Origin of the sequence: Pelomonas candidula (genome assembly GCF_043555985.1) — a bacterium.
Taxonomy (GTDB): domain Bacteria; phylum Pseudomonadota; class Gammaproteobacteria; order Burkholderiales; family Burkholderiaceae_C; genus Pelomonas; species Pelomonas candidula.
Window position 1 is genome coordinate 25,542 of the sequence record NZ_JBIGIC010000021.1, and the last position, 22,541, is coordinate 48,082.

Here is a 22,541-nt window from a genome sequence, read left to right on the forward strand (position 1 = left end):
TTCACCCGCGGTTCCCCGCCAGCGCCTCCCGCACCGCCGCCACCTGCCGGCGCGACACGGCCAGCCATTCGTCCACGTGCACGATGCGCACGGCCCAGCTGTCGCCGCTGTCGGCGGACGCGCCATCGTCCAGCTCGCCAAAGTTGGTCGGAGCATGGCGCTCCAGTTCGCGCACGGCCCAGCGGGCCACCAGCGCGTTGCGGTGGATGCGCAGGAAGCGCTCGCCGTGGCGCTGTTCCAGGTCGGACAGCGCGCCGTCCATGACGTGGCTCTCGCTGGCCGTGCGCAGCGTCACGTACTTGAGCTCGGCCTTGAAGTACAGCACCTCCGAGACCGGCACGCGCTTGAGCCGGCCGCGGTCGGTGATGGTGATGAAGTCGGCCTCCGGCGCGGCCGGCGTGTCGGGCGGCAGCAGGGCTTGGGCGGCAGCGCGCTCGGCCAGCCGCTGAGCCACGCGGGCCAGCGCGGCCTGCAGGCGTTCGCGGCGCACAGGCTTGGTGAGGTAGTCGATGGCATCCAGCTCGAAGGCGCGCAGCGCGTGCATGGCGTGGGCCGTGACGAACACGATGAGCGGCACCCCATGCCCCGCGGCGGCGCGCTGGGCCAGGCTGTCGGCAAAGTCCAGGCCGTCGACGCCCGGCATCTGCACGTCCAGCAGCACGAGGTCGCACCCGTGATCGCGCAGCCAGGCCGCCGCCTGGGAGCCCGTGGCGGCCTCGGCGACGACCTCGCAGTGCGGCTCGGTGATGGCCTCGACGAGCCCCCGCAGGCGCAGCCTCGCAAGGGGTTCGTCATCGACGACGAGGATCTTCAACGTGATCAACGCGGGGTCTCCATGCTGTGCGCGGGAATCGGGCGATGCCGAGCGAGGGCCGTTGAACGCTGCATTGCTGTCCATCCAAGCCTGCGGGAATCCTATCGTCGGACTGACGACGGGAGATCGGCCCCCGGTGGAGCGGGCCGGCAGCCGCGCCGACAGCTCCCCGCAAGCCCGACGTCGCCGAACCCGGCGACAGCGCCCCTCGCAGGCGCCTGTTGCGGCCTGAAGCGACCAGCGCCGACATCGACCCGTCATGCGCGCCCCTCACATTGACGGCGCCTCCCCTGCCCCTCCCAACATCTTCCGGAGACCCTGAATGAACAATCGCTTGACGCTCGCGGCCGCTGCCGCCCTGCTCGGCTGCGCCGGCCTGGCCCACGCCGAAGACGCCGACGCCAAAGTCCGCCATGTGCTGCTGATCAGCGTGGACGGCATGCATGCGCAGGACCTGGCGCGTTGCATGCGCGACCGCACCTGCCCGCACATCGCGGAGCTCGCCGAGCATGGCGTGACCTACACCGAGGCGACCACGCCCGGGCTGTCGGACTCCGTGCCCGGGCTGGCCGCGCTGGTGACCGGCGGCGGCCCCATCTCCACCGGCCTGTTCTACGACGACATCTACGACCGCACGCTCTACCCGGGCTGGGACACGACCTGCTCGTCCCAGCCGGGCGTCGAGGTATTCCTGCAGGAGCAGGTCGGCATCGACAACCTCAACGGCGGTCCGCTGCTGCACCTGGACGGCGGCGGCGACTTCAACCCGCAGCAGATCCCGCGCCGCAAGTTGGGTGCCGACTGCGTGCCGGTCTACCCGCACGACTTCATCAAGACGAACACCATCTTCGAGGTGGTCAAGAAGAACCTGCCGGGCTCGCACACGGCCTGGTCCGACAAGCACGCCTGGGGAACCGATTGGGTGAACGGCCCGTCCGGCAAGGGCGTGGATGACCTCGCCCGCACCGAGATCAACTCCATCGACCCGGCGTCGGTCAGCGCCGGCAACCCGGGCGGCAGCGACTACACGCAGTCCTTCAGCGGCAATACCGCCACCGACCCGGCCTATCTGCACACCGAGGTCTTCGACAACATCCATCTGCGCAATGTCCTGAACCAGATCCACGGCAAGGACTCCACCGGCGCCAAGGCCGCGCCGGTGCCCACCATCTTCGGCACCAACTTCCAGACGTTGAGCGTGGCCCAGAAAGCCCTGAACAGCGAGGGCGGTGGCTACGTCGACGCGGCCTTCACGCCCAACCAGCACGTGAGGGCGGCCGTCGCCTACATCGACGATGCCATCGGCCAGATCGCTTCGGCGCTGAAGGCGCAGCACCTGCGCAACCGCACGCTGTTCGTCCTCACCGCCAAGCACGGCCAGTCGCCGGCCGACTACTCGCGTCTGAAGAAGATCGGCGACCGCGTCTCGCCAACGCTGGGGGCGCTGGTCGGCGGGGGCACCGACCCGGTCACCGGCAACAACGCCGCCCTGGGTTCGGTCACCACCGACGACGTGGCCTTCATCTGGCTGGCCGACCAGAGCCAGCGCGACCTGGCCGTCCACCTGCTGCAGTCCAACACGACCTGCCCGCTGGTGGACCCGGTGAGCAAGCTGCGCGTCAGCGGCGACGGCATCTGCGCCGACAACGGCGGCGCCGTCATCGACCTGAGCAAGCAGCCGCACAAGTTCGGCAATCCGGCCGACGGGCGCACACCCGACATCATGGTGCAGCCCAACCCGGGCGTGATCTTCACCAAGAGCAAGTCCAAGGACATGGAGCACGGCGGCTTTGCGCCCGACGACGGCCACGTGGCACTGCTGGTGTCCCACCCCGGCCTGGAGCACAAGGTCGTCCGCGAGGCGGTGGGCACCAAGCAGGTCGCGCCGACCATCGTCAAGGCCCTGGGCCTGAAGCCCACGCTGCTGGATGCCGTCCGCAAGGAAGGCACGGCCGTGTTGCCCGGTCTGTTCGAGGGCGGCCGGCTGGACGACTGATCCGGCCAGAGCCTGCCGATGTGGCTCAGGCGGGCACCACGATGTGCACCGAGAAGCGCCCCTCGGCCGGCTCCACCTCAAAGCGGGCCGCCACGTCGTGCATCAGGCGCAGGCGCTGGCGCACGTTGCGCAGCGCCAGCCCGTGGCCGCTGGTGCGGGCCGGCGCGCCAACACTGTTGACGATGCGGATCTCGACCTCGCTGCCACGCCGCTGCGTCGTCACGCTCAGCTCGCCGCCTTCGTCGTTGGGCTCCACGCCGTGGCGTACCGCGTTCTCCACCAGCGGCTGCAGCAGCAACGGGGGCAGCTGGGTGTTGTCGGCCGCCGGGTCCAGGTGCCAGGTGACCCGCAGACGCTCGCCGAAGCGGATCTCCTCGATGGCCAGGTAGCGCCGCGCCAGCTCCACCTCCTCGGCCAGCGAGACGGAGGTGGTGGCGTCGGCCAGCGCGACGCGGAAAAGTTCGGCCAGGTCCTCCAGCACGCCTTCGGCGCGCGCCGGGTCCACCTGCACCAGCGCGATGGCGCTGTTCAGCGTGTTGAACAGGAAGTGCGGGCGGATGCGCGACTGCAGCTCCACGAGCTGGGCCAGCGCGTCAGCCGGGCGTTGCGTGTGCTCGCGCAGCTTGAGCCAGGCCAGCAGCATGGCCGCGCCACTGGCACCGGTGATGGCGACACTGCCCCAGCGCCAGGGCGCGGCGGGCTCGTCGCTCGCGAGGTTGAGCATCGCAAAACCCAGCAGCGCCGTGACGGCCCCCAACGCCATCAGCGCGAACCACTGGGCCGGCTCCGGCAAGCGCGGCCACAGCCGCTTGGCGGCACAGACGACCAGCAGCCACGACAGGGACGCGAACATCGTGACGACGGTGCCGTTCGCCACCAGCGTGATCCACTGCGCGCCGTCGCGGGCGACCAGCGCGGCGCCCAGCGCCAGCAGCAGATGCACACCCAGCACGGCACGCAGCACCAGGCCGACGTGGCAGACATCGAAGGCGCGGGTCGGGTCCAGCAGCGGTGCGGAATTGAGCTGCGGCAGCTCCGTCGCCGGGAAGCCCAGCCACTGGCTGACCTGCAGGGAGTCCTGCCAGGCGCTGTGTCTCGGCTCGGGCGGGCGACGCTTGAAGAGGGACAGGGGCATGGGCGGGAGTAGCGGCGTTCGATAATGCCGGGCTGCGCGCGATTGTGCGCGTGGAATTTCGATGCCCCGTCCCATGTCTGACAACCAACTCGCCAACAAGTCCCAAGCCTGGTCCGCCCTGTTCTCCGAGCCGATGAGCGATCTCGTCAAGCGCTACACGGCCAGCGTGGGCTTCGACAAGCGCCTGTGGCGGGCCGACATCACGGGCAGCCTGGCCCACGCGGAGATGCTGGCTGCGCAGGGCATCCTCAGCGCCGAGGATCACGCCGCCATCCAGCGTGGCCTGAACGAGATCGCCGCGGAGATCGAGGCCGGCCAGTTCGAGTGGAAGCTGGACCTGGAAGACGTGCACCTGAACATCGAGGCCCGCCTGACCGAGCGCGTGGGCATCGCCGGCAAGCGCCTGCACACGGGCCGCAGCCGCAACGACCAGGTCGCCACCGACGTGCGCCTGTGGCTGCGCGGCGAGATCGACGAGATCGGCGAGTTGCTCAAGGCGCTGCAGCGCGTCATGGTCGAGAAGGCCGCCGAGCATGCCGACGTCATCCTGCCCGGCTTCACGCACCTGCAGGTCGCGCAGCCGGTCAGCTTCGGCCACCACCTGCTGGCCTACGTGGAGATGTTCGCCCGCGATGCCGAGCGCCTGCTGGACACCCGCAAGCGCGTCAACCGCCTGCCGCTGGGCGCCGCGGCCCTCGCCGGCACCAGCTACCCGCTGGACCGCGAGCGCGTCGCGAAGACGCTGGGCATGGAAGCCTGCGCGCAGAACAGCCTCGATGCGGTGAGCGACCGCGACTTCGCCATCGAGTTCACGTCCGCCGCCACGCTGGTGATGCTGCACATCTCGCGGCTGAGCGAAGAGCTGATCCTGTGGATGAGCCAGAACTTCGGCTTCATCGCACTGCCCGATGCCTTCTGCACGGGCTCGTCGATCATGCCGCAGAAGAAGAACCCCGACGTGCCCGAGCTGGCACGCGGCAAGACGGGTCGCGTCGTCGGCCATCTCGTCGGCCTGGTCACGCTGATGAAGGGCCAGCCGCTGGCCTACAACAAGGACAACCAGGAGGACAAGGAACCCTTGTTCGACACGGTCGACACCTTGAAGGACACGCTGCGCATCTTTGCCGACATGCTGGCCGGCCTGACCGTCAAGCCCGAGGCCATGCGCGCCGCCGCGCTGAAGGGCCACGCGACGGCGACGGACCTGGCCGACTACCTCGTCAAGAAGGGCCTGCCCTTCCGCGACGCGCACGAGGTCGTCGCCCACGCCGTGAAGACGGCGACGACGAAGGGCGTGGACCTGGCCGCACTGTCGCTGGACGAACTGAAGGCCTTCGACGCCCGCGTCGAGGCCGACGTGTTCGACGTGCTTTCGCTGGAAGGTTCTCTCAACGCCCGCAACGTGCTGGGCGGTACGGCGCCGGCCCAGGTGCGCGCCCAGGTGGCCCGCCACCGCGCCCGCCTGGCTTGAGCTGGCTCAACGACATCCACCGACCCGCTGCCTAGCATCCGTCAGATGAGCACCCTTGCCTGGACCGACAACCTCGTCCTCAACCAGCCCACGCTGGACACCACCCATCAGGAGTTCATCGAGCTGCTGAACGCATTCGGCGATGCGCTGGACGCCAGGATCGACGCCCTGCCCGCCTACCACGCGCTGCTGGCCCACACCGAGGCCCACTTCGCGATGGAGGAGGACTGGATGGCGCGCTGCGGCTTCGAGCCGCAGAACTGCCACGCCAGCCAGCACGCGATGGTGCTGAACGTGATGCGCGAGGCGCTGCGCTACGCGAACGAACTGAACGACCGCGAGCCGCTGTCCATCCTGCGCACGGAGCTGGCGGGCTGGTTCCCGCAGCACGCCGAGATGATGGATGCAGCGCTGGTCTACACGATGGAGCAGCGCGGCTTCGACCCGGTGACAGGCGAGTGCAGCAAGGCGGCCACCGAAGGCGCCGCGCACAGCTGTGAGTCGGGCAGTTGCGGCAGCTAGCTTTTGTACGAACGGCTAGATCGAAGCTTGTGCAACTAGCTGAGCCAATTCGTCGAGATCACTGTTATCCCACCCGCGGGCACGGCACTCGTGCACAGCAGCCGCGCCAGCAACTGCAACTGATGCAAACAGGGCAGAAAAGGCGACGTCTTTCTCGGTCAAGCCGCCTGCCCGCTTGAATGTGATTCGCGCAGTTTGGCCGTCAATCAGCCTGACAGTGAATCTGTAAGGCCCGTCCATGAAGAACGCTTCGCACTCGCTCGCCTGGCCGCGAACAAGTGACAGGAGTCCTTTCAGCCACCACGCAAGGACGATCACCGGGAAGTCGTTCCAACGAGCATCGGGAAACTGATCATCCCCGCACTGCAAATGGATCGCCCCGGTGATATTTGCACCGGGTTTCGATGCTGAAAAGCTGCCTGTATCGATGACAACCTCGGCCACTGGGACGTCCATTGCTTTCTAGCGCTCGGCTTATTTCTTCAGGTACTCGAAGAACGCCTGCGAGTTGGACTCGCGCCCCAGGAAGTCCTTGACCAGCTCGGGTGCCGGCTTCTGCGCGCCCTGGCCCAGCACCAGCTCGCGGTAGCGCTTTCCGACCTCGGGGCTGAGCTTGTCGGCCGCAAACGCCGTACGCAGGTCCATTGCCACGACCAGGCTCCACAGGTAGCCGTAGTAGCCCGCGCCATAGCCGCCGGCGATGTGGGCGAAGCCGGCCGGGAACATCGTGCCCGGCACATAGCCCAGCGGCGTGGCGCCTTCCATCCTGGCCCACAGCGGCAGCGGCTCGGGCCTGGCTTGCTGGTGCAGCGTCAGGTCATAGCTCGCGTACAGGTGCTGGCGGCCGAACTGCATGCCCTTGCCGTAGTGCTTGGCGGCCTGGGCCTGCTCCACCATCGCGTCGGGCACGGGCTTGCAGGTCGGGCAGACGTCCTGCATCAGCTTGAGCACGTTCTTGTCGTAGACCCAGTCCTCCAGCATCTGCGACGGTGCCTCGACGAAGTCGTGCATGACGGTCGTGCCCGCCGCGCCCGCATAGCGGGTCTTGGAGAGGTTCACGTGCACCGCGTGGCCAAGCTCGTGCAGCAGCGTCTCCACCTCGTCCAGCGACAGGCCGTTGCGGTCGAAGTTGACGACCAGCGCCGCCGCTGGCGTGCGGTTCAGGCGCGTGGCACTGCCGCGCAGCGGCCACACGGCAGCGTGGTTGTACTTGCCGTCGCGCGGGTAGAGGTCGACGTAGAGCTGCGCGAGGGGCTGGCCCGAGGCGACGTCGCTGACGACATAGGTCTGCGCCTCCCCGTGCCACAGCTTGTTGTCGATGCGGGTGTACTTCACGCCCATCATCTTCTCGATGACATGCAGCGCGAACTCCAGGCTGGCCTGCGGCGGGAAGTAGGGGCGGAAGGCGTCCTGGTCGACGCTGTACTTCTGCAGCTTGACGCGCTCGCTGTAGAACGTCGCGTCCCAGCGCTCGACCCGGGTCTCGTCGACGGCCGTGCCCAGGTGCTGGGCTTTGGCGGCGCGCAGCTCCTGCAGCTCGGCCTTCTCGCGGGCGTTGACGGCACCGGTCACCGAGTCGAGGAAGCGCATCGCGTTGGCGCTGTTCTTCGCCATCTGGCGGCGCAGGTTGAAGTCGACGTAGTTGTCGTAGCCGAACAGCTTGGCGTACTCGCCGCGCAGCGTGACGATCTGGGCCAGCAGGTCCAGGTTGGCCTGGCCGCCCTCGTTGGTCTTGGCCAGCCACATGCGCTGGCGAGCCTCGCCACTCTCGGCGCTGCGCATGACGGGCACGTAGCTCGGGTAGTCCACGCCCAGCAGGATGCGGCCCTGGTCGTCGCGCTTGGCCCTCTCCCACACGGAGGCGGGCACGCCCTTGAGCTCGGCCTCGGTGAAGGCGACGCGGGTGCCGGCGTCGCGCAGGTTCTTGCCGAACTGCTGGTCCAGCTCGCTCAGCTTGTCCAGGATCTGCTTGGCACGCTCACGCTTGGCCTTGGGCAGCGCCACGCCGCTGTCCTCGAACTGGCCGGACGACAGGCGCACGAACTCGGCGTCGATACCGTCCTTCTTCGGTGCCTGCTGCAGCGCACGGTAGATCTTCTCGTTCTGGCCGAAGCTGGAACCGAAGTCGGCCCAGCGCAGCGAGCAGGCCTGGGCAGCGTCGCGGATGGCCTTGTCGGGGTGGACGTTGAGGACGAAATCGTTGGGCGCCTGGTGGTCTTCGAGGTAGACGGTCAGGTCGTCCAGCGCGGCCAGCCAGCCGGCGTCGACCTTGCGCTTCTCAAGCTGCGTAACGAGCTTGCCCGCGCCCTTGAGGCCGGCGTCGCAGCGGGTCTGCACGTCCTTCACCGAGGCGTAGGTCGGGAAGTTGGGCGCGGGCAGCTTGGGTTGGGCCTGGGCGGCCACTGCGGTCAGCAGCAGCGCGGCCAGCGTGATCTGGGCGGGTTTCATCAGGGTCTCCTTGTGGGAGCCCAGGATTCTGATGGGACCGGGGCGCTCAGCCGTTTGACATACCCAACAGGGTTTTCACCTGGGCCAGCGCGGTCGGGTCGTCCAGCGTCGTCAGGTCACCCGGGTCCCGTCCCTCGGCCACAGCCTGCAACGCACGGCGGAGCAGCTTGCCGGAGCGGGTCTTGGGCAGCATGGTCACGAAATGCACACGCGCCGGCCGCGCCACCGCACCGAGCTGCGCATCGACATGCTTCAGCACCTCGCCCTCCAGCTTCAGCGACGCCTGAGCCGGGTCGCGCAGCACGGCGAAGGCGATGGCAACCTGCCCCTTGAGCTGGTCGGCCACGCCCACGACGGCAACCTCGGCCACGGCCGGGTGGCCCGAGACGCACTCCTCGATCTCGCGCGTGCCCAGGCGGTGGCCGGCCACGTTGATGACGTCGTCGGTGCGCCCGAGGATGAAGGTGTAGCCGTCGGCGTCGCGCAGGCCCCAATCGAAGGTCGAGTACACCTCGCGGCCAGGCACGCTCTTCCAGTAGGTGTTGACGAAGCGCGCGTCGTCGCCCCACACCGTCTGCAGCGCGCCCGGCGGCAACGGGTGCTCGATGACCAGCACGCCCTTCTGGTTGGGCGCCGTCAGCTCCTCGCCGGTGTTCTCGTCCAGCAGCTTGACGCCGTAGCCGTACATCGGCACGCCGGGCGAGCCCAGGCGCGTCGGCACGGCCTGCACGCCGGGGATGTGATGGGCCACGGTCAGCAGCGGCCAGCCGGTCTCGGTCTGCCAGTAGTTGTCGATGATGGGTACGTTCAGGCCCTCGGAGATCCAGCGTGCCGTGGGCTCGTCCAGCGGCTCGCCGGCCAGGAACAACGCCCGCAGGCTCGACAGGTCGTGGCGCTTGAGCAGCGCAGCGTCGTGTTTCTTGAGCACGCGCACGGCCGTCGGCGCGCTGAACATCACCGTCACACGGTACTTCTCGACGAGGCTCCACAGGATGGCCGCGTCGGGCTGCACCGGCGTGCCCTCGAACATCAGCGTCGCCATGCCGGCGATCAGCGGGCCGTAGACGATGTAGCTGTGGCCCACGACCCAGCCGATGTCGCTGGTGGAGAAGAAGGTCTCACCCGGCCTGCCGCCGAAGATCCAGTCCATGCTGGTGGCGAGCGCCACCGCGTAGCCGCCCACGTCGCGCTGCACACCCTTCGGCTTGCCCGTCGTGCCGCTGGTGTAGAGCGTGTAGCTGGGCGTGTTGGACTCCAGCCAGGCGCAGGGCACGCGCGCGCCGTCATGCTGGCGGCGCAACTCGGCGTAGTCCAGGTCGCGCCCGGCCACGCGCTCGAACGGCACCAGGCCGCGGTCCACCATCAACACGGCGGCGGGCTTGTGGGCGGACAACACGATGGCCTCGTCCAGCAGCGGCTTGTAGGCGATGCGCTTGCCCGCACGGCTGCCGGCATCGGCGCTGATGACGAGCTTCGGCGTCGCATCCTCGATGCGGCTGGCCAGGCTCACCGACGCGAAACCGCCGAACACGACCGAGTGGATGGCACCGATGCGCGCGCAGGCCAGCATCGCGAATGCGGCCTCGGGGACCATGGGCATGTAGATCAGCACACGATCACCCTGCCCCACGCCCTGCGCGGCGAGTATCGCGGCCATCGCCTCGACTTCGGCCAACAGTTGGGCAAAGCTGTAGACGCGCTCCTGCCCGACCTCCGTCGACACCCAGATCAGCGCCTGGCCGTCGGGCCGAGTGGCCGCGTGGCGATCCACCGCGTTGTGGCACAGGTTGGTCGTGCCGCCGACGAACCAGCGCGCGAACGGGGGATGGCTGACGTCGCAGATCTGCTGCGGCGGCGTGTGCCAATCGATGCGGCTGGCCTGCTCGGCCCAGAAGCTGTCCCGTTCGGCCAGCGAGCGGGCGTGGAAGTCGGCGTAGGCGATCGATGTCATGCCCCAAGTGTTGACCTCAAGCACTGACGACAGTCTGACCTCGCTCAAGCCCGTGGCGTGAAGGAATCCAGGGTTTTTACGGATAAGACGACCCGATTGACCCGGATTTGCCCTGACAATTACAAGCTTTACGTCCGCTTTGATTGACGGTGCCTGGGTCGCCCCCTAACCTTCGCGCCGCTCTCCCGCTCCGCTATCGCGACCGCCCTGCGGCCCGCCCCGGTCTCTCTGTCCTGCATGTCCCTGGTCTCCACCACCACCCTGCTGAATCGCATTGCTGCCGCCGGCCTCCTGGTCATCGGTTGCGCCGCGCATGCGCAAGGTGTGGCCCAGGCCGCGACCGTCAACCCGGCCGCACCGCCGCCGGGCACAGTGACCGGCGCCTACGGCCAGAGCCTGCAGCAGCAGCAAGCCGCCGCCGACAAGGCCGCGCCGGCTGCAACGGCCGTCAAGACCAGCGCTGCCCAGCCCGCCACGGCCGGCGACGCGGTCAGCCGCTTCCTGGCCGAGCGTGGCCTGACGACCGCTGCCGAGCAACCCAGCGGGTCATCCCGCCTGCTGGCCAGCGTGCGCGACACCGCCTCCGACCTCGTGCTGTCGGCGATGAACTTCCTCGGCGTGCGCTACACACGCGGCGGCAACTCGGTGGAGAACGGCTTCGACTGCAGCGGCTTCACGCGCCACATCTTCGAGATGAGCGTGGGCCTCGTGCTGCCGCGCCGCGCCGACGAGCAGGCCAAGTCCAACAGCCTGGCAGCCGTGCGCAAGGAAGAACTCAAGCCCGGCGACCTCGTGTTCTTCAACACGATGCGCGCCACCTTCAGCCACGTGGGCATCTACGTCGGCGAGGGCAAGTTCATCCACGCCCCCCGCACCGGCAGCGCCGTGCGCGTGGAAGACATGCGCGATGCCTACTGGGCCAAGCGCTTCACCGGCGCTCGACGCGCCGATTTGAAGGCGGCGGCCGAAGCGCCATCGACGCGCTGACCGGTACGGCGGGCATCAGCCTGCCACGCGTTTCGCCACCAAGGTCAGGATCTCGTAGCTCGCGCACAGCTCGCCGCGCTGGTTGGTCACGGCCACGTCCCAGCCGATGACGCCTTGAGGAACTTCCTCGGGCTGGTCACTGCGCGGCGGGCGGTCGATCTTGCGCTTGGCGGTCAGGCGCGCCTGAATGGTGTCGCCGATGGCGACCGGTGTGACGAAGCGCAGGTTCTCGAGGCCGTAGTTCGCGAGCACAGGCCCCGGGGCCGGGCTGACGAACAGACCCGCCGCGGCCGACAGCACGAAGTAACCGTGCGCGATGCGCCTGCCGAACGGCGACTCCTTGGCCGCGACCTCGTCGAAGTGCATGTAGAAGTAGTCGCCCGACAGGCCGCCGAACGCGACGATGTCGGCCTCGCCGACGGTGCGGCGGTGGGTCAGCAGACTCATGCCGACCTCGACGTCCTCGAAGTAGCGGCGGAACGGATGGACCTCACTCTCGGTGACGGCGCCGCCGCGCTGATATTCGCCGGTGATGGCCGAGATCATCGTCGGCGAGCCCTGCACGGCGCAGCGCTGCAGGTAGTGCTTCACCGCACGCAGGCCGCCCAGTTCCTCGCCACCGCCCGCGCGGCCGGGGCCACCATGCTTGAGCTTCGGCAGCGGCGAGCCGTGGCCGGTGTTCTCCAGCGCGGCCTCGCGGTCCAGCACCAGCATGCGGCCGTGCCAGGCGGCGAAGGTCGGCACGGCTTGCGCGGCCAGCGCCGGCGTCTTCGTGCAGACGGTGCCGACCAGGCTGCCGCGGCCCAGCGTCGCGAGGTGCAGCGCTTCGTCGAAATCTCCGTAGGGCAGCAGCGTCGTCACCGGGCCGAAGGCTTCGAGGTGATGCGCGTCACTCGCTGCGGAGTCGCGGGCGAGCAGCAGCGTCGGCGCGAAGAAGGCGCCGTCGCCGACGCCCTCGCCCTTCGGCGCAAAGCCGTCCTTGGCTGACAGCAGCACCTCGCACTGCACGGCCAGTTGCGCGACACGCTCGGCCACGTCGGCCTGCTGGGCCTTGCTGGCCAGCGCGCCCATGCGCACGCCCTCGACGGCGGGGTCGCCCACCACCGTCTTCGCCAGCCGGGCCTTCAGCGCCGCGGCGACCGGGTCAACCAGATGGCGCGGCACCAGCGTGCGGCGGATGGCCGTGCACTTCTGGCCGGCCTTGGCCGTCATCTCGCGCGCCACTTCCTTAATGAAGAGGTCGAACTCCGGGTCGGCCGGCGTCACGTCGGGCGCGAGGATGGCGCAGTTCAGGCTGTCGGCCTCGGCGTTGAAAGGGATGCTCTTTCTCAGCAGGTTCGGATGCGCTTTCAACTGCAGGGCCGTGTCGGCGCTGCCCGTGAAGGTCACGACGTCGGCCTCGTCCAGCCGCTCGAACAGGTCGCCCGTGCCGCCGATGATGAGCTGCAGCGCACCCGCGGGCACAAGGCCGGACTCGACAATCAGCCGCACGCAAGCTTCGGCGACATAGCTGGTCGCCGTTGCGGGCTTGACCAGGCAAGGCATGCCGGCCAGGAAGCTCGGCGCGAACTTCTCCAGCATCCCCCACATCGGGAAATTGAACGCGTTGATGTGCAGCGCCACGCCGCGCTTGGGCACCAACACGTGGCTGCCGATGAAGTGATTGTTGGCGCCCAGCCGCATGGCCGGGCCTTCGTGCAGCACGTTGCTGCTGGGCAGGTCCTTGCCGCCGATGGACGCGTACGCGAACAGCGTGCCGATGCCGCCCTCGATGTCGATCCACGAATCGGCCCGCGTCGCGCCGGTGTGGGCGCTGATCGCGTAGAGCTGTTCCTTGCGTTCGAGCAGGTACGCGGCCAGCGCCTTCAGCACGCGAGCGCGGTCCTGGAAATGCGTGCGCAGCAGGCCGGGCAAGGCCGTGCCGCGCGCAAAGCTCATCGCCTCGGCGAAGTCCAGCGCTTCCTCGTGGGTGTGCGCGACGACGCGGCCGTTGATGGCGCTGGCCAGGGGCTTCGCCGCCGTGGCGCCGACCCAGCGGCCGGCGATATAGCTTTGCAGAATCATGTCGACCCCTCGTCCGTCGAGTACGCCGGCCGATCCCCCGAGGGGATGCGGCCCGGCTTGGGGCGGCCCGGCGCTCGGTCCGCTGTCACTTGATCAACACCCACGCGCCGTTCTTGATCTCGACCATCACGCGGGCGCGCTGGTCCAGGCCCAGGTGGTCGCCGACGGACATGTTGAACACGCCGTGCGCGCCGGCCACGTTCTTCACGTTCTCCAGCGCGTCACGCAGCGCGGCGCGGAAGGCTGGCGTACCGGGCTGCGCCTTCTTCAGCGCCTCGGGCACGGCGGCGGCCATCAGCAGGCCGGCGTCCCAGGCGTGGCCGCCGAAGGTCGAGACAGAACCCTTGCCGTTCGCGGCTTCGTACTTGGCGATGTAGTCCTGCGCGCTCTTCTTCACCGGGTGGTCGGCCGGCAATTGCGCCGCGACCAGCACGGGGCCGGACGGCAGCAGCGTGCCTTCCACGTCCTTGCCACCCACGCGCAGGAAATCGTTGTTCGCGACGCCGTGCGTCTGGTAGATCTTGCCGGCGTAGCCACGGTCTTTGAGCGCCTTCTGCGGCAGCGCGGCGGGCGTGCCAGAGCCGGCAATGAGGATGGCGTCGGGTCGGGCTGCCACCAGCTTCAGCACCTGGCCGGTGACGGACGTGTCCGTGCGGTTGTAGCGTTCGCTCGCGACGACGTTGAGGTGCTTGGTCGCGGCGATCTTGTTGAACTCGGTCCACCAGCCCTCCCCGTAGGCATCTGCGAAGCCGATGAAGCCGGCCGTCTTGATGCCATGGTCGACCATGTGCGTCACGATGGCCAGCGCCATCATGATGTCGTTCTGCGGCGTCTTAAAGACCCACTTCTTCTTCGCGTCGAGCGGCTCGACGATGCGGGCCGACGCGGCCATCGAGATCATCGGCGTGCCGGACTCGGACACCGCGTCGATCATCGCCAGCGAGTTGGGCGTGACCGTCGAGCCGATGATGATGTCGACCTTGTTCTCGGTGATGAACTTGCGCGTGTTGGCGACGGCGGTGGTCGTGTCGGACGCGTCGTCCAGCACGATGTAGTTGACCTTCTGGCCCGCGATGGTCGTCGGCATCAGCGCGACGGTGTTCTTCTCCGGGATGCCGAGCGACGCCGCCGGGCCGGTCGCGGACACGGTGACACCGACGTTGATGTCGGCCTGGGCCGCCAGGCTCAGCGTGGCCGCGAGTGCCAGGGCAAGTTGCTTGAAGGGCTTCATGGGGGTCGTCTCCTCGGGGTTATTGAATGGCGGCGGGCTGACGCGGCTGCACCGCGCCGAGACCACCAAAGAACAGGTCGCTGACCAGGGCCGCAAGCGCCTCGTGCGACAGCTCGCCGTCGGACCGCAGCCAGGTGAAGGTCCAGTTGATCATGCCAAAAAGCAGCATGGTCAGCGGCTTGTGCAGCCTGGCGTCGCGCAACTCGGGTCGCACCAGCGACAGCGCCGTGGCGAACTCGCCGACGACCTGGCGTTCCACGTCCAGCAGCCGCTCGCGTTCGGCGTCGGCGAGGAACTTGATCTCGCTCGTCAGCACGCGGTGCTGGGCCTGGGCATTGGCGTAGGCGCGCGTGAAGCGCTCGATGAGCGTGCGCAGCTGCGCGTCCGGCGCGAGCTGCTGCGCCTTGACCTCCTCCACCAGCTTCAACAGCGCGTGGACATGGCCGTCGCAGATCTGGGCCAGCAACTCCTGCTTGTCCTGGAAGTAGTGATAAAGCGTCGGCTTGGCCACGCCACAGGCCTCGGCGACCTGGTTCATCGACGTGGCGGGGAAGCCCTGCTCGGCAAACAGACGCGCGGCGGCGGCGAGGATGTCCTCGCGCTGGGCTTCGAAGGTGGGGGCGCGTTTGCGGGCCATCAGCGCTCGTCGAAAGAGATGACGACACGCTCGGTCAGCGGGTGCGCCTGGCAGCTGAGGATGAAGCCGGCGGCGACCTCGGCCTTGTCCAGCGCGAAGTTCTTGTCCATGCGCACCTCGCCCTCGACGAGCTTGCAGCGGCAGGTGGAGCAGACGCCGCTCTTGCACGAGAACGGCACGTCCATGCCTTCGCGCGCGGCGGCGTCGAGCAGGCTGGGGTCTGTTGAGAAGAACTCGATCTCGCGCGACAGGCCGTCGCGGATGACCGTCACGCGTGCCTCGGGCGCATCGCCCGGCTTGACCTCGTGCGGCGCAGGCCGGCCGCTCAACGTATCGGGTGTTCCGAAGCGCTCGATGTGGATGCGCTCGGCCGGCACGCCATGACCCAGCAGCGCCGCCTCGGCCTGGTCGTTCATCTCGAACGGGCCGCAGACGAAAACCTCGTCCAGGCTGGCCGCCGGCACCGGGCCGGCGAGAAAGGCGCTGAGCTTGCCCGCGTCCAGTCGGCCGGCATACAGCGGCGCATCGACCGCCTCGCGGCTGAAGACGAGGTGCAGCGACAGCCGCGTCATGAAGCGATTCTTCAGGTCTTCGAGCTCTTCCTTGAACATCGTCGACGCCGTGCGACGGTTCGCGTAGATCAGCGTCGCGCGTGATGTCGGCTCGCGCTCCAGCAACGCGGTCAGGATGGCCAGGATGGGCGTGATGCCCGAGCCGCCAGCGATCAGCAGCACATGGCGGCCCTCGCTGGACGACGGCAGCACGAAGCGGCCCTGCGGCGGGTAGGACTCGACGACATCGCCGGGCTTCAGCTGCTCGTGCACCCAGGTCGAGAACGCGCCGCCGTCGACGCGACGGATGCCGACCTGAAGGCGTCGGTCCGAGCAGATGGAATAGCTTCGGCGCAGCTCCTGCCCGCCGACCATGGCGCGCAGCGTCAGGTACTGGCCGGGTTCGAAAGCGAAGCCTTCGGGTGGAGCCTCGAAGCCGACGACCATCGCGTCGTCGGTGTCGCGCTCGACCGAGGTCACGCGCAGGGGGTGGAAGTGCAGAGCCATCAGTGCCCGCCCGGCCGCCCGAAGGGCACTGGCGCCCCCTCGGGGAGCAGTGAACGAAGTGAACGTGGGGGCTTCATGTCTTTAGATGGGTTTGAAGTATTCGAAAGGCTCGCCGCATTCGATGCAGCGCCAGGTGGACTTGCAGGCCGTGGAGCCGAAGCGCGACAGCTGCTCGGTCCGCCCGCCGTCACAGCGCGGGCAGCGCAGCTTCGGGACCACGCGGATGGCCTGCTCGGCGCTGCATTGCGGCGGCACGATGCCGTAGTGCTGCAGCTTCTGGCGGCCCTCGGGCGTGATCCAGTCGGTGCTCCAGGCCGGCGCACGCTGCAGCGTGACGGTCACGTCGCCGAACTCCGCAAGCGCAGCGCGCACGTCGTCGGCGATCAGCTCGGTGGCCGGGCAGCCGGAGTAGGTCGGCGTCAGCACCACCTCGACGCCCGAGGCCGTCTCGCGCAGGTCGCGCACGATGCCCAGGTCCACCAGCGTCACCGCGGGAATCTCTGGATCGGGCACGGCGGCAAGCTTGGCGCGAGCGCTTTCCAGGTTCACCACGTCCCCCCAGGGTAGGCCCGCTGCAGGAACTGCATCGTGCCCAGCAGGTGGCCCATGTGCTCGCTGTGCACGCCGTCGATGCCGCGCGGCTGCATCGCGCTGTCGCGGGGCAGCGTCAGCGTGGCCTCAAGCATCAGCGTGGCCCAACGGGCGCGCCAGTCGGCCTCCAGCTCGCTCCACGCGGGCCCGACACCCTCCGTGCCTTCTGCGGCGAACAGCTCGTTGAAGTACGGCCACAGCACGCCCAGCGCGGCCTGCATGCGGGCCTTGGATTCGTCCGTGCCATCACCCAGGCGCACGGCCCAGTCGCTGCTGTGCTGGCGGTGGTAGCGCACCTCTTTCAGCGACTTGGCGGCAATGCCGGCCAGCTCGGCGTCGGGGCTGGCCTGCAGGCGCCCGTACAGCAGCTCGAGCCAGATCGAGATCGCAGCGTTGCGCAGCGTCGTCAGCGCGAAGTCGCGGCCGCCGCTGCCGTCGCTGGGGCTGGCCGCTGCGTTCGGCAACTCGACGAGGATGACGTTCCGGTACTCGCGCTCCTCGCGCAGGAAGGCGAGCTGGTCTTCATCGCGGCCGGCGCCTTCGAGCTGGCCGGCATGGGTCAGCAGCGCGCGGGCCTGGCCCAGCAGATCCAGTGCGATGTTGCCCAGCGCGAGGTCTTCCTCCAGCACCGGCGCGTGACCGGTCCATTCGGACAGCCGCTGGCTGTGGATGAGGCAGGTGTCCGCCAGGCGCAGCACGTAGAGGGTCTTGGCGTCCATGGCCATCACATGTGATTCAGTTCGTCCGGCAGTTCATAGAACGTCGGATGGCGGTAGACCTTGTCGTCAGCCGGCTCGAACAGGCTGCCCTTTTCCGTGGGGTCGCTGGCGACGATCTGCTCGGAGCGCACGACCCAGATGCTGGTGCCTTCCTGCCGGCGCGTGTAGACGTCGCGGGCCATCTGGATGGCCATCGCCGAATCGGCCGCGTGCAGGCTGCCGCAGTGCTTGTGGTCCAGGCCCGCCTTGCTGCGGACGAACACTTCCCACAGCGGCCATTCATTCTTCGGATTGCTCATCACGCTGCCTCTTGTTTAACGGCTTGCTTGCGCGCGTGGGCCAGCGCGGCGTCGCGCACCCAGGCGCCGTCGTCCCAGGCCTTGTTGCGGGCGGCCAGGCGCTCGCGGTTGCAGGGGCCTTCGCCACCGACGACGCGCCAGAACTCGGCCCAGTCGATGGTGCCGAAGTCGTAGCTCTGGCGCGCCTCATTCCACTTCAGGTCGGGGTCGGGCACGGTCACGCCGAGGATCTCGGCTTGCGGAATCGTCGCGTCGACGAACTTCTGGCGCAGTTGATCGTTGGTGACGCGCTTGATGCCCCAGCGGATGCTCTGCTCGGAGTTGGGCGAGTCCTTGTCGGCAGGGCCGAACATCATCAGCGACGGCCACCACCAGCGGTTCACGGCGTCCTGCACCATGGCTTTCTGCTGGGCCGTGCCCTTGGTCATCATCGTCAGCAGGCTCTCGTAGCCCTGGCGCTGGTGGAAGCTCTCCTCGCGGCAGACGCGGATCATGGCCCGCGCATACGGCGCGTAGGAGCAGCGGCACAGCGGCACCTGGTTCATGATGGCCGCGCCGTCCACCAGCCAGCCGATGACGCCGATGTCGGCCCAGGTCAGCGTCGGGTAGTTGAAGATGGAGCTGTACTTGGCCTTGCCGGACAGCAGCGCCTCGGTCATCTCGTCGCGACTGGTGCCCAGCGTCTCGGCGGCGGCATAGAGGTAGAGGCCGTGGCCGCCCTCGTCCTGCACCTTGGCGAGCAGGATGGCCTTGCGCTTGAGCGTGGGCGCGCGCGTGATCCAGTTGCCCTCGGGCAGCATGCCGACGATCTCGCTGTGCGCATGCTGGCTGATCTGGCGCACCAGCGTCTTGCGGTAGTGGTCGGGCATCCAGTCCTTGGCCTCGATGAAGTCGCCGGCATCGATGCGGGCCTCGAAGGCTTCCTCGCGGGCCAGGTCCTCGGCGCTCTTCACGACCTTGGGCTTGGCCTCGCGGGCCATCAGGTCCATGGCTTGCGTGTACATCGCTCGCTCCTTACTTCTTGCGTTGGTCGACGACGCGGCGGGCCTTGCCGACCAGCGTGCGCTCGATGGAGTTGTTCGGCTCGACCTGGATGGTGGCCGTCACGCCGATCAGGTTCTTGATGCGCTCGGCCAGGCGCCGGCCGATGCCGTCGTCCGCCGCCCCGATGGCCAGTTCGCAACGGATCAGCAGTTCATCCAGATGCCCGTCACGCGTGACGACGAGCTGGTATTGGCCGCCCAGGCCCTTCTCCTGAAGCACCAGCTCCTCGACCTGCGTCGGGAACAGGTTGACGCCGCGGATGATGAGCATGTCGTCGCTGCGGCCGACGATCTTGCCCATGCGGCGCATGCTGCGCGAGGTGGGCGGCAACAGGCGCGTCAGGTCGCGCGTGCGGTAGCGGATGACGGGCATCGCCTCCTTGGAGAGCGACGTGAAGACGAGCTCGCCCTCACTGCCGTCGGGCAGCACCTCGCCGGTGTCGGGGTCGATGATCTCGGGGTAGAAATGGTCTTCCCAGATGACCGGGCCGTCCTTGCTCTCCACGCACTCGCTGGCCACACCCGGGCCCATCACTTCCGACAGGCCGTAGATGTCGACCGCGTCGATGCCGGCGCCGGCCTCGATCTCCTTGCGCATCGCCTCGGTCCAGGGCTCGGCGCCGAAGATGCCCACCTTCAGCGACGACTCGCGCGCATCCAGCCCCTGGCGGGTGAACTCCTCGATCAGCACCTGCATGTAGCTGGGCGTGACCATGATGATGTCGGGCTTGAAGTCGGTGATGAGCTGCACCTGCTTCTCGGTCTGGCCGCCGCTCATCGGGATGACCGTGCAGCCCAGCCGCTCGGCGCCGTAGTGCGCGCCCAGGCCGCCGGTGAAGAGGCCATAACCGTAGGCCACGTGGACCAGGTCGCCCGCGCGGCCGCCCGCGGCGCGGATGGAGCGCGCGACGAGATTGGCCCAGTTGTCGATGTCCTTGAGCGTGTAGCCCACCACCGTCGGCTTGCCCGTGGTGCCGGAGGAGGCATGGATGCGCGCCAGTTGCTCGCGCGGCTTGGCGAACAGGCCGAACGGGTAGTTCGAGCGCAGGTCGTGCTTCGTCGTGAACGGGAACTTCGCCAGGTCGGACAGCTGTTTCAGCTCCGACGGGTGCACACCCTTCTCGTCGAACTTCGCCTTGTAGTGCGGCACGTTGTCGTAGGCGTGCTGCAGGCTCCAGCGCAGGCGCTCGAGCTGCAGGGCCTGCAGTTCGTCGCGGCTGGCCGTCTCGATGGCTTCGAGCTCGCCGGGGCGGGGTGATTTGACGGTCATGCTTCGAACACCTTGCGTTCGCCGAGGCGGTAGGAGCGCCCACGGAACATGGCGATCAGGTCGCCGTTCTGGTTTTTCACCGTGATGTCGTACAGCCCCGTGCGGCCGGCCAGCGATGTCTCCTCCGCCGTCGCCGTCAACACGTCATTCAACTTCGCGCTCTTCAGGATGTCGATGCCGAAACCTGACGCCACCGTCAGCGCATTGCGGGCATTGCAGGCGAAGGCGAAGGCCGAGTCGGCCAGCGTGGCGATCAGCCCGCCGTGGCAGATGGCGAAGCCGTTGAGCATGTCGGCCCGCACCGTCATCCTGACCACGGCGCGGCCGGGTGCGACCTCGGTGACCTGCATGCCCAGCATCCTGCTCGCGGCATCGTCCGCGAGCATCACGTCGCGGACCTTCTCGGCAACGGCTTGCGGGTCCATCAGCGGTCCTTGAACTGCGGCGTGCGCTTCTCGAGGAAGGCCGCCGTGCCTTCGAGGAAGTCGTGCGCAAAGCCGAGCTGGCTCTGCAACGCGGCCTCGCGCCTGAGGGCCGGCTCGTAGTCCAGCTTCATCGCGTCGTCCATCGCGCGGCGCGTCTCGGCCATCGCGCGGGTGGGCATGCCGGCCAGGCGCTGCGCCAGCGCCAGGGCCGTGTCCAGCAACGCCGAATCGGGCACCACGCGGGCGATCATGCCCAGCTGCAGCGCCTCGGGCGCCTTGACCTTGTCGCCCAGCAGCGTCAGCTCCAGCGCACGCGCGCGGCCGACAAGGCGCGGCAGCAGCCAGGTGCCGCCGCAGTCCGGGATGAGGCCGATCCTGGAGAAGGCCTGGATGAAGCTGGCACCCTCGGCCGCCAGCACGACATCGCAGCCCAGCGCCAGGTTGGCGCCGGCGCCCGCCGCCACGCCGTTGACGGCCGCCACCACCGGCACCGGCAGGCTGCGCAGCCGCAGCGCCAGCGGGATGTAGTAGTGCTCCAGCACGTGGCCGATGTCCTTGGGCGCAGCGCCCGGCTCGCGGCTGGGCGCGACGTGCGGGTCGGCCAGGTCCTGCCCGGCGCTGAACGCCCGGCCCGCGCCGGTGATGAGCACGCAGCGCGTCTGGGCGTCCTCGGCCACGGCTTCCAACGCCTGGCGCAACTGGCCCAGCATGGCGGCCGTGAAGGCGTTCAGCGCCTCGGGGCGGTTCAGGCGCAGCAGGCGGACGGCGCCGTGCTGTTCGCTCTGGATCAGGGTTTCGGACATGGCATCATTTCTCTACCGACCGGTCGGTTAATCGTAGATGCGACCTTGACCAGAATCAAGAAACCCGCGGGAAAACCCCGAAATCCTGTCCAGAAGCGGCTCGGACACAGCCGACGCCGGGCCTAGGCCGCCGACTCTCCCTCGGCGATGTCCACCTCCTCGGCCAGCGCCGCCACCAGTGCTGGCCGCGGCGGTGCGAAGCCCGGTGCCGTGCAGGCCGCCGAACCCGCCGCCAGCGCCCAGCGCAGGTGCTGCTCGATCGGAGCGGCGGCGTTGCGCATCAGGCTATCCAGCAGGCCGGCCATTGCCGAGTCGCCGGCGCCAACCGTGTCCACCACATCCACCCGCGGCGGCAGCCCGCTGCACTCCTCCACGCCGTGGTACAGCGTCGCGCCGGCCTCGCCGCGCGTCAGCAGCAGCCAGCAGCCGGGGTTCCAGGCCACGATCTGGGCCAGGCCGCTGCGGTAGTCCGCCACGCGGAACAGGCCGCGCAGGTCCTCGTCAGACACCTTGATGACGTCGGCCAGCCGGCACATCTGCGCCAGCGTGTCGTCGTAGCTGGCGTCCATCGGTGGCGAGCGGAAGTTGGGGTCGTAGCTGATGAGACGGCCCTCCCCCTTCAGCGCCTCGGCCAGCGCCAGCAGCCGCCCGGCCAGCGGCTCGCGCACGAGGCCCAGGCTGCCGAAGTGCGCCCAGCGCAGCGAGCGCGTCCAGCCCGCCGGCAGGCCCTCGGGGCGGAAATGCAGGTCCGCGCTGTCCTGGCCGATGAAGAAGTAGCGCGGCGGGTCGGTCTCGTGCACCACGGCCAGCAGCGGCGGCCGCGGCAGTTGCTGGATGAAGCGCAAGTCGAGGTCGGCGTCCTGGCTGGCCTGCCAGATCTCGGCACCGAAAGGGTCGCGGCTGATGCCGCCCGCGAAGGCGCTCAGCTGGCCCAGCGCCGACATCGCAACCGCCACGTTCCACGGCGAGCCGCCGCAGGCGCTGCGCCAGCGGTCCGGCCCGGTGCGGATCAGGTCCGTCAAGGCTTCACCGAAGGCAATGAAATGCGGCAGATCGGGGTGCAGGAATTGGGTCATT

General features: G+C 68.7%; 21 protein-coding genes. 4 read left to right on the plus strand and 17 right to left on the minus strand.

Features of this window, described 5'->3' with window-relative positions; genetic code table 11:
- Position 1: 1 nt before the first annotated feature.
- Complete coding sequence (locus ACG04R_RS26760) at positions 2-823, minus strand: LytR/AlgR family response regulator transcription factor (RefSeq protein ID WP_394417258.1); 822 nt, start codon at positions 821-823, stop codon at positions 2-4.
- Positions 824-1,136: 313 nt separating this feature from the next.
- Between ACG04R_RS26760 and ACG04R_RS26765 the strand changes: the two genes are divergently transcribed.
- Positions 1,137-2,810 carry an alkaline phosphatase family protein gene (locus ACG04R_RS26765; protein ID WP_394417261.1) on the plus strand — a complete coding sequence of 558 codons (1,674 nt, stop codon included), beginning with the start codon at positions 1,137-1,139 and terminating at the stop codon, positions 2,808-2,810.
- A gap of 25 nt (positions 2,811-2,835) precedes the next feature.
- Here ACG04R_RS26765 and ACG04R_RS26770 read toward each other — a convergent pair whose 3' ends face one another.
- The gene (locus tag ACG04R_RS26770; RefSeq protein WP_394417263.1) at positions 2,836-3,945 is read right to left on the minus strand and encodes a sensor histidine kinase; all 1,110 of its coding nucleotides are present in this window, start codon (positions 3,943-3,945) and stop codon (positions 2,836-2,838) included.
- Between the two features lie 73 nt (positions 3,946-4,018).
- Between ACG04R_RS26770 and argH the strand changes: the two genes are divergently transcribed.
- Together argH and ACG04R_RS26780 are read left to right on the plus strand one after the other, a co-directional pair.
- Positions 4,019-5,416, plus strand: coding sequence for an argininosuccinate lyase (gene argH, locus ACG04R_RS26775; RefSeq protein WP_394417266.1), 1,398 nt, complete (start codon positions 4,019-4,021; stop codon positions 5,414-5,416).
- A gap of 45 nt (positions 5,417-5,461) precedes the next feature.
- A complete protein-coding gene (locus tag ACG04R_RS26780) occupies positions 5,462-5,938 on the plus strand; it encodes a hemerythrin domain-containing protein (RefSeq protein ID WP_394417269.1) in 477 nt (158 codons plus the stop codon).
- Between the two features lie 15 nt (positions 5,939-5,953).
- On the opposite strand, the gene ACG04R_RS26785 is transcribed toward ACG04R_RS26780, so the two are convergent.
- From ACG04R_RS26785 to ACG04R_RS26795, 3 genes are read right to left on the minus strand one after another with little or no spacing between them, the layout of a single operon-like run.
- On the minus strand, positions 5,954-6,382 hold the full coding sequence (locus ACG04R_RS26785; protein WP_394417272.1) for a hypothetical protein: 429 nt from the start codon (positions 6,380-6,382) through the stop codon (positions 5,954-5,956).
- 30 nt (positions 6,383-6,412) lie between these two features.
- A complete protein-coding gene (locus ACG04R_RS26790; RefSeq protein WP_394417275.1) occupies positions 6,413-8,386 on the minus strand; it encodes a M3 family metallopeptidase in 1,974 nt (657 codons plus the stop codon).
- Positions 8,387-8,432: 46 nt separating this feature from the next.
- The gene (locus tag ACG04R_RS26795) at positions 8,433-10,337 is read right to left on the minus strand and encodes a propionate--CoA ligase (protein WP_394417278.1); all 1,905 of its coding nucleotides are present in this window, start codon (positions 10,335-10,337) and stop codon (positions 8,433-8,435) included.
- Between the two features lie 237 nt (positions 10,338-10,574).
- On the opposite strand from ACG04R_RS26795, the gene ACG04R_RS26800 reads away from it, so the two are divergent.
- Positions 10,575-11,324: a C40 family peptidase gene (locus ACG04R_RS26800; protein ID WP_394417281.1), complete on the plus strand. Its 750-nt coding sequence runs from the start codon at positions 10,575-10,577 to the stop codon at positions 11,322-11,324.
- Between the two features lie 15 nt (positions 11,325-11,339).
- On the opposite strand, the gene paaZ is transcribed toward ACG04R_RS26800, so the two are convergent.
- The 12 genes from paaZ to ACG04R_RS26860 form a co-directional block, all read right to left on the minus strand.
- Positions 11,340-13,388, minus strand: a complete 2,049-nt coding sequence (paaZ, locus tag ACG04R_RS26805; RefSeq protein WP_394417284.1) for a phenylacetic acid degradation bifunctional protein PaaZ — start codon at positions 13,386-13,388, stop codon at positions 11,340-11,342.
- Between the two features lie 85 nt (positions 13,389-13,473).
- Positions 13,474-14,619, minus strand: a complete 1,146-nt coding sequence (locus tag ACG04R_RS26810; protein WP_394417287.1) for an ABC transporter substrate-binding protein — start codon at positions 14,617-14,619, stop codon at positions 13,474-13,476.
- Positions 14,620-14,638: 19 nt separating this feature from the next.
- Positions 14,639-15,256, minus strand: a complete 618-nt coding sequence (locus ACG04R_RS26815) for a TetR/AcrR family transcriptional regulator (protein ID WP_394417289.1) — start codon at positions 15,254-15,256, stop codon at positions 14,639-14,641.
- Complete coding sequence (gene paaE, locus ACG04R_RS26820; protein ID WP_394417292.1) at positions 15,256-16,314, minus strand: 1,2-phenylacetyl-CoA epoxidase subunit PaaE; 1,059 nt, start codon at positions 16,312-16,314, stop codon at positions 15,256-15,258. The genes ACG04R_RS26815 and paaE overlap by 1 nt, the downstream gene beginning before the upstream one ends.
- A gap of 81 nt (positions 16,315-16,395) precedes the next feature.
- Positions 16,396-16,866, minus strand: coding sequence for a 1,2-phenylacetyl-CoA epoxidase subunit PaaD (gene paaD / locus ACG04R_RS26825; RefSeq protein ID WP_394417295.1), 471 nt, complete (start codon positions 16,864-16,866; stop codon positions 16,396-16,398).
- A complete protein-coding gene (paaC, locus tag ACG04R_RS26830) occupies positions 16,860-17,630 on the minus strand; it encodes a 1,2-phenylacetyl-CoA epoxidase subunit PaaC (RefSeq protein ID WP_394417298.1) in 771 nt (256 codons plus the stop codon). Before paaC ends, paaD begins: the two co-directional genes overlap by 7 nt.
- A complete protein-coding gene (paaB, locus tag ACG04R_RS26835) occupies positions 17,630-17,923 on the minus strand; it encodes a 1,2-phenylacetyl-CoA epoxidase subunit PaaB (RefSeq protein ID WP_394417301.1) in 294 nt (97 codons plus the stop codon). Before paaB ends, paaC begins: the two co-directional genes overlap by 1 nt.
- Positions 17,923-18,927: a 1,2-phenylacetyl-CoA epoxidase subunit PaaA gene (gene paaA, locus ACG04R_RS26840; RefSeq protein WP_394417304.1), complete on the minus strand. Its 1,005-nt coding sequence runs from the start codon at positions 18,925-18,927 to the stop codon at positions 17,923-17,925. Before paaA ends, paaB begins: the two co-directional genes overlap by 1 nt.
- 10 nt (positions 18,928-18,937) lie before the next feature.
- Positions 18,938-20,236: a phenylacetate--CoA ligase PaaK gene (paaK, locus tag ACG04R_RS26845; protein WP_394417307.1), complete on the minus strand. Its 1,299-nt coding sequence runs from the start codon at positions 20,234-20,236 to the stop codon at positions 18,938-18,940.
- Complete coding sequence (gene paaI, locus ACG04R_RS26850) at positions 20,233-20,661, minus strand: hydroxyphenylacetyl-CoA thioesterase PaaI (protein ID WP_394417310.1); 429 nt, start codon at positions 20,659-20,661, stop codon at positions 20,233-20,235. The genes paaK and paaI overlap by 4 nt, the downstream gene beginning before the upstream one ends.
- Positions 20,661-21,464: an enoyl-CoA hydratase-related protein gene (locus ACG04R_RS26855; protein WP_394417312.1), complete on the minus strand. Its 804-nt coding sequence runs from the start codon at positions 21,462-21,464 to the stop codon at positions 20,661-20,663. The genes paaI and ACG04R_RS26855 overlap by 1 nt, the downstream gene beginning before the upstream one ends.
- A 122-nt stretch (positions 21,465-21,586) precedes the next feature.
- Positions 21,587-22,540: a carbohydrate kinase family protein gene (locus ACG04R_RS26860; protein WP_394417315.1), complete on the minus strand. Its 954-nt coding sequence runs from the start codon at positions 22,538-22,540 to the stop codon at positions 21,587-21,589.
- Position 22,541: the final 1 nt, after the last annotated feature.

What these genes read in the sequence shown, in the direction of transcription:
- ACG04R_RS26765 (WP_394417261.1), top strand. Translation starts at nt 1,137, where the DNA reads ATGAACAATCGCTTGACGCTCGCGGCCGCTGCCGCCCTGCTCGGCTGC.
- ACG04R_RS26770 (WP_394417263.1), bottom strand. Translation starts at nt 3,945, where the DNA reads ATGCCCCTGTCCCTCTTCAAGCGTCGCCCGCCCGAGCCGAGACACAGC.
- argH (WP_394417266.1), top strand. Translation starts at nt 4,019, where the DNA reads ATGTCTGACAACCAACTCGCCAACAAGTCCCAAGCCTGGTCCGCCCTG.
- ACG04R_RS26780 (WP_394417269.1), top strand. Translation starts at nt 5,462, where the DNA reads ATGAGCACCCTTGCCTGGACCGACAACCTCGTCCTCAACCAGCCCACG.
- ACG04R_RS26790 (WP_394417275.1), bottom strand. Translation starts at nt 8,386, where the DNA reads ATGAAACCCGCCCAGATCACGCTGGCCGCGCTGCTGCTGACCGCAGTG.
- ACG04R_RS26795 (WP_394417278.1), bottom strand. Translation starts at nt 10,337, where the DNA reads ATGACATCGATCGCCTACGCCGACTTCCACGCCCGCTCGCTGGCCGAA.
- ACG04R_RS26800 (WP_394417281.1), top strand. Translation starts at nt 10,575, where the DNA reads ATGTCCCTGGTCTCCACCACCACCCTGCTGAATCGCATTGCTGCCGCC.
- paaZ (WP_394417284.1), bottom strand. Translation starts at nt 13,388, where the DNA reads ATGATTCTGCAAAGCTATATCGCCGGCCGCTGGGTCGGCGCCACGGCG.
- ACG04R_RS26810 (WP_394417287.1), bottom strand. Translation starts at nt 14,619, where the DNA reads ATGAAGCCCTTCAAGCAACTTGCCCTGGCACTCGCGGCCACGCTGAGC.
- ACG04R_RS26815 (WP_394417289.1), bottom strand. Translation starts at nt 15,256, where the DNA reads ATGGCCCGCAAACGCGCCCCCACCTTCGAAGCCCAGCGCGAGGACATC.
- paaE (WP_394417292.1), bottom strand. Translation starts at nt 16,314, where the DNA reads ATGGCTCTGCACTTCCACCCCCTGCGCGTGACCTCGGTCGAGCGCGAC.
- paaC (WP_394417298.1), bottom strand. Translation starts at nt 17,630, where the DNA reads ATGGCCATGGACGCCAAGACCCTCTACGTGCTGCGCCTGGCGGACACC.
- paaB (WP_394417301.1), bottom strand. Translation starts at nt 17,923, where the DNA reads ATGAGCAATCCGAAGAATGAATGGCCGCTGTGGGAAGTGTTCGTCCGC.
- paaA (WP_394417304.1), bottom strand. Translation starts at nt 18,927, where the DNA reads ATGTACACGCAAGCCATGGACCTGATGGCCCGCGAGGCCAAGCCCAAG.
- paaK (WP_394417307.1), bottom strand. Translation starts at nt 20,236, where the DNA reads ATGACCGTCAAATCACCCCGCCCCGGCGAGCTCGAAGCCATCGAGACG.
- paaI (WP_394417310.1), bottom strand. Translation starts at nt 20,661, where the DNA reads ATGGACCCGCAAGCCGTTGCCGAGAAGGTCCGCGACGTGATGCTCGCG.
- ACG04R_RS26855 (WP_394417312.1), bottom strand. Translation starts at nt 21,464, where the DNA reads ATGTCCGAAACCCTGATCCAGAGCGAACAGCACGGCGCCGTCCGCCTG.
- ACG04R_RS26860 (WP_394417315.1), bottom strand. Translation starts at nt 22,540, where the DNA reads ATGACCCAATTCCTGCACCCCGATCTGCCGCATTTCATTGCCTTCGGT.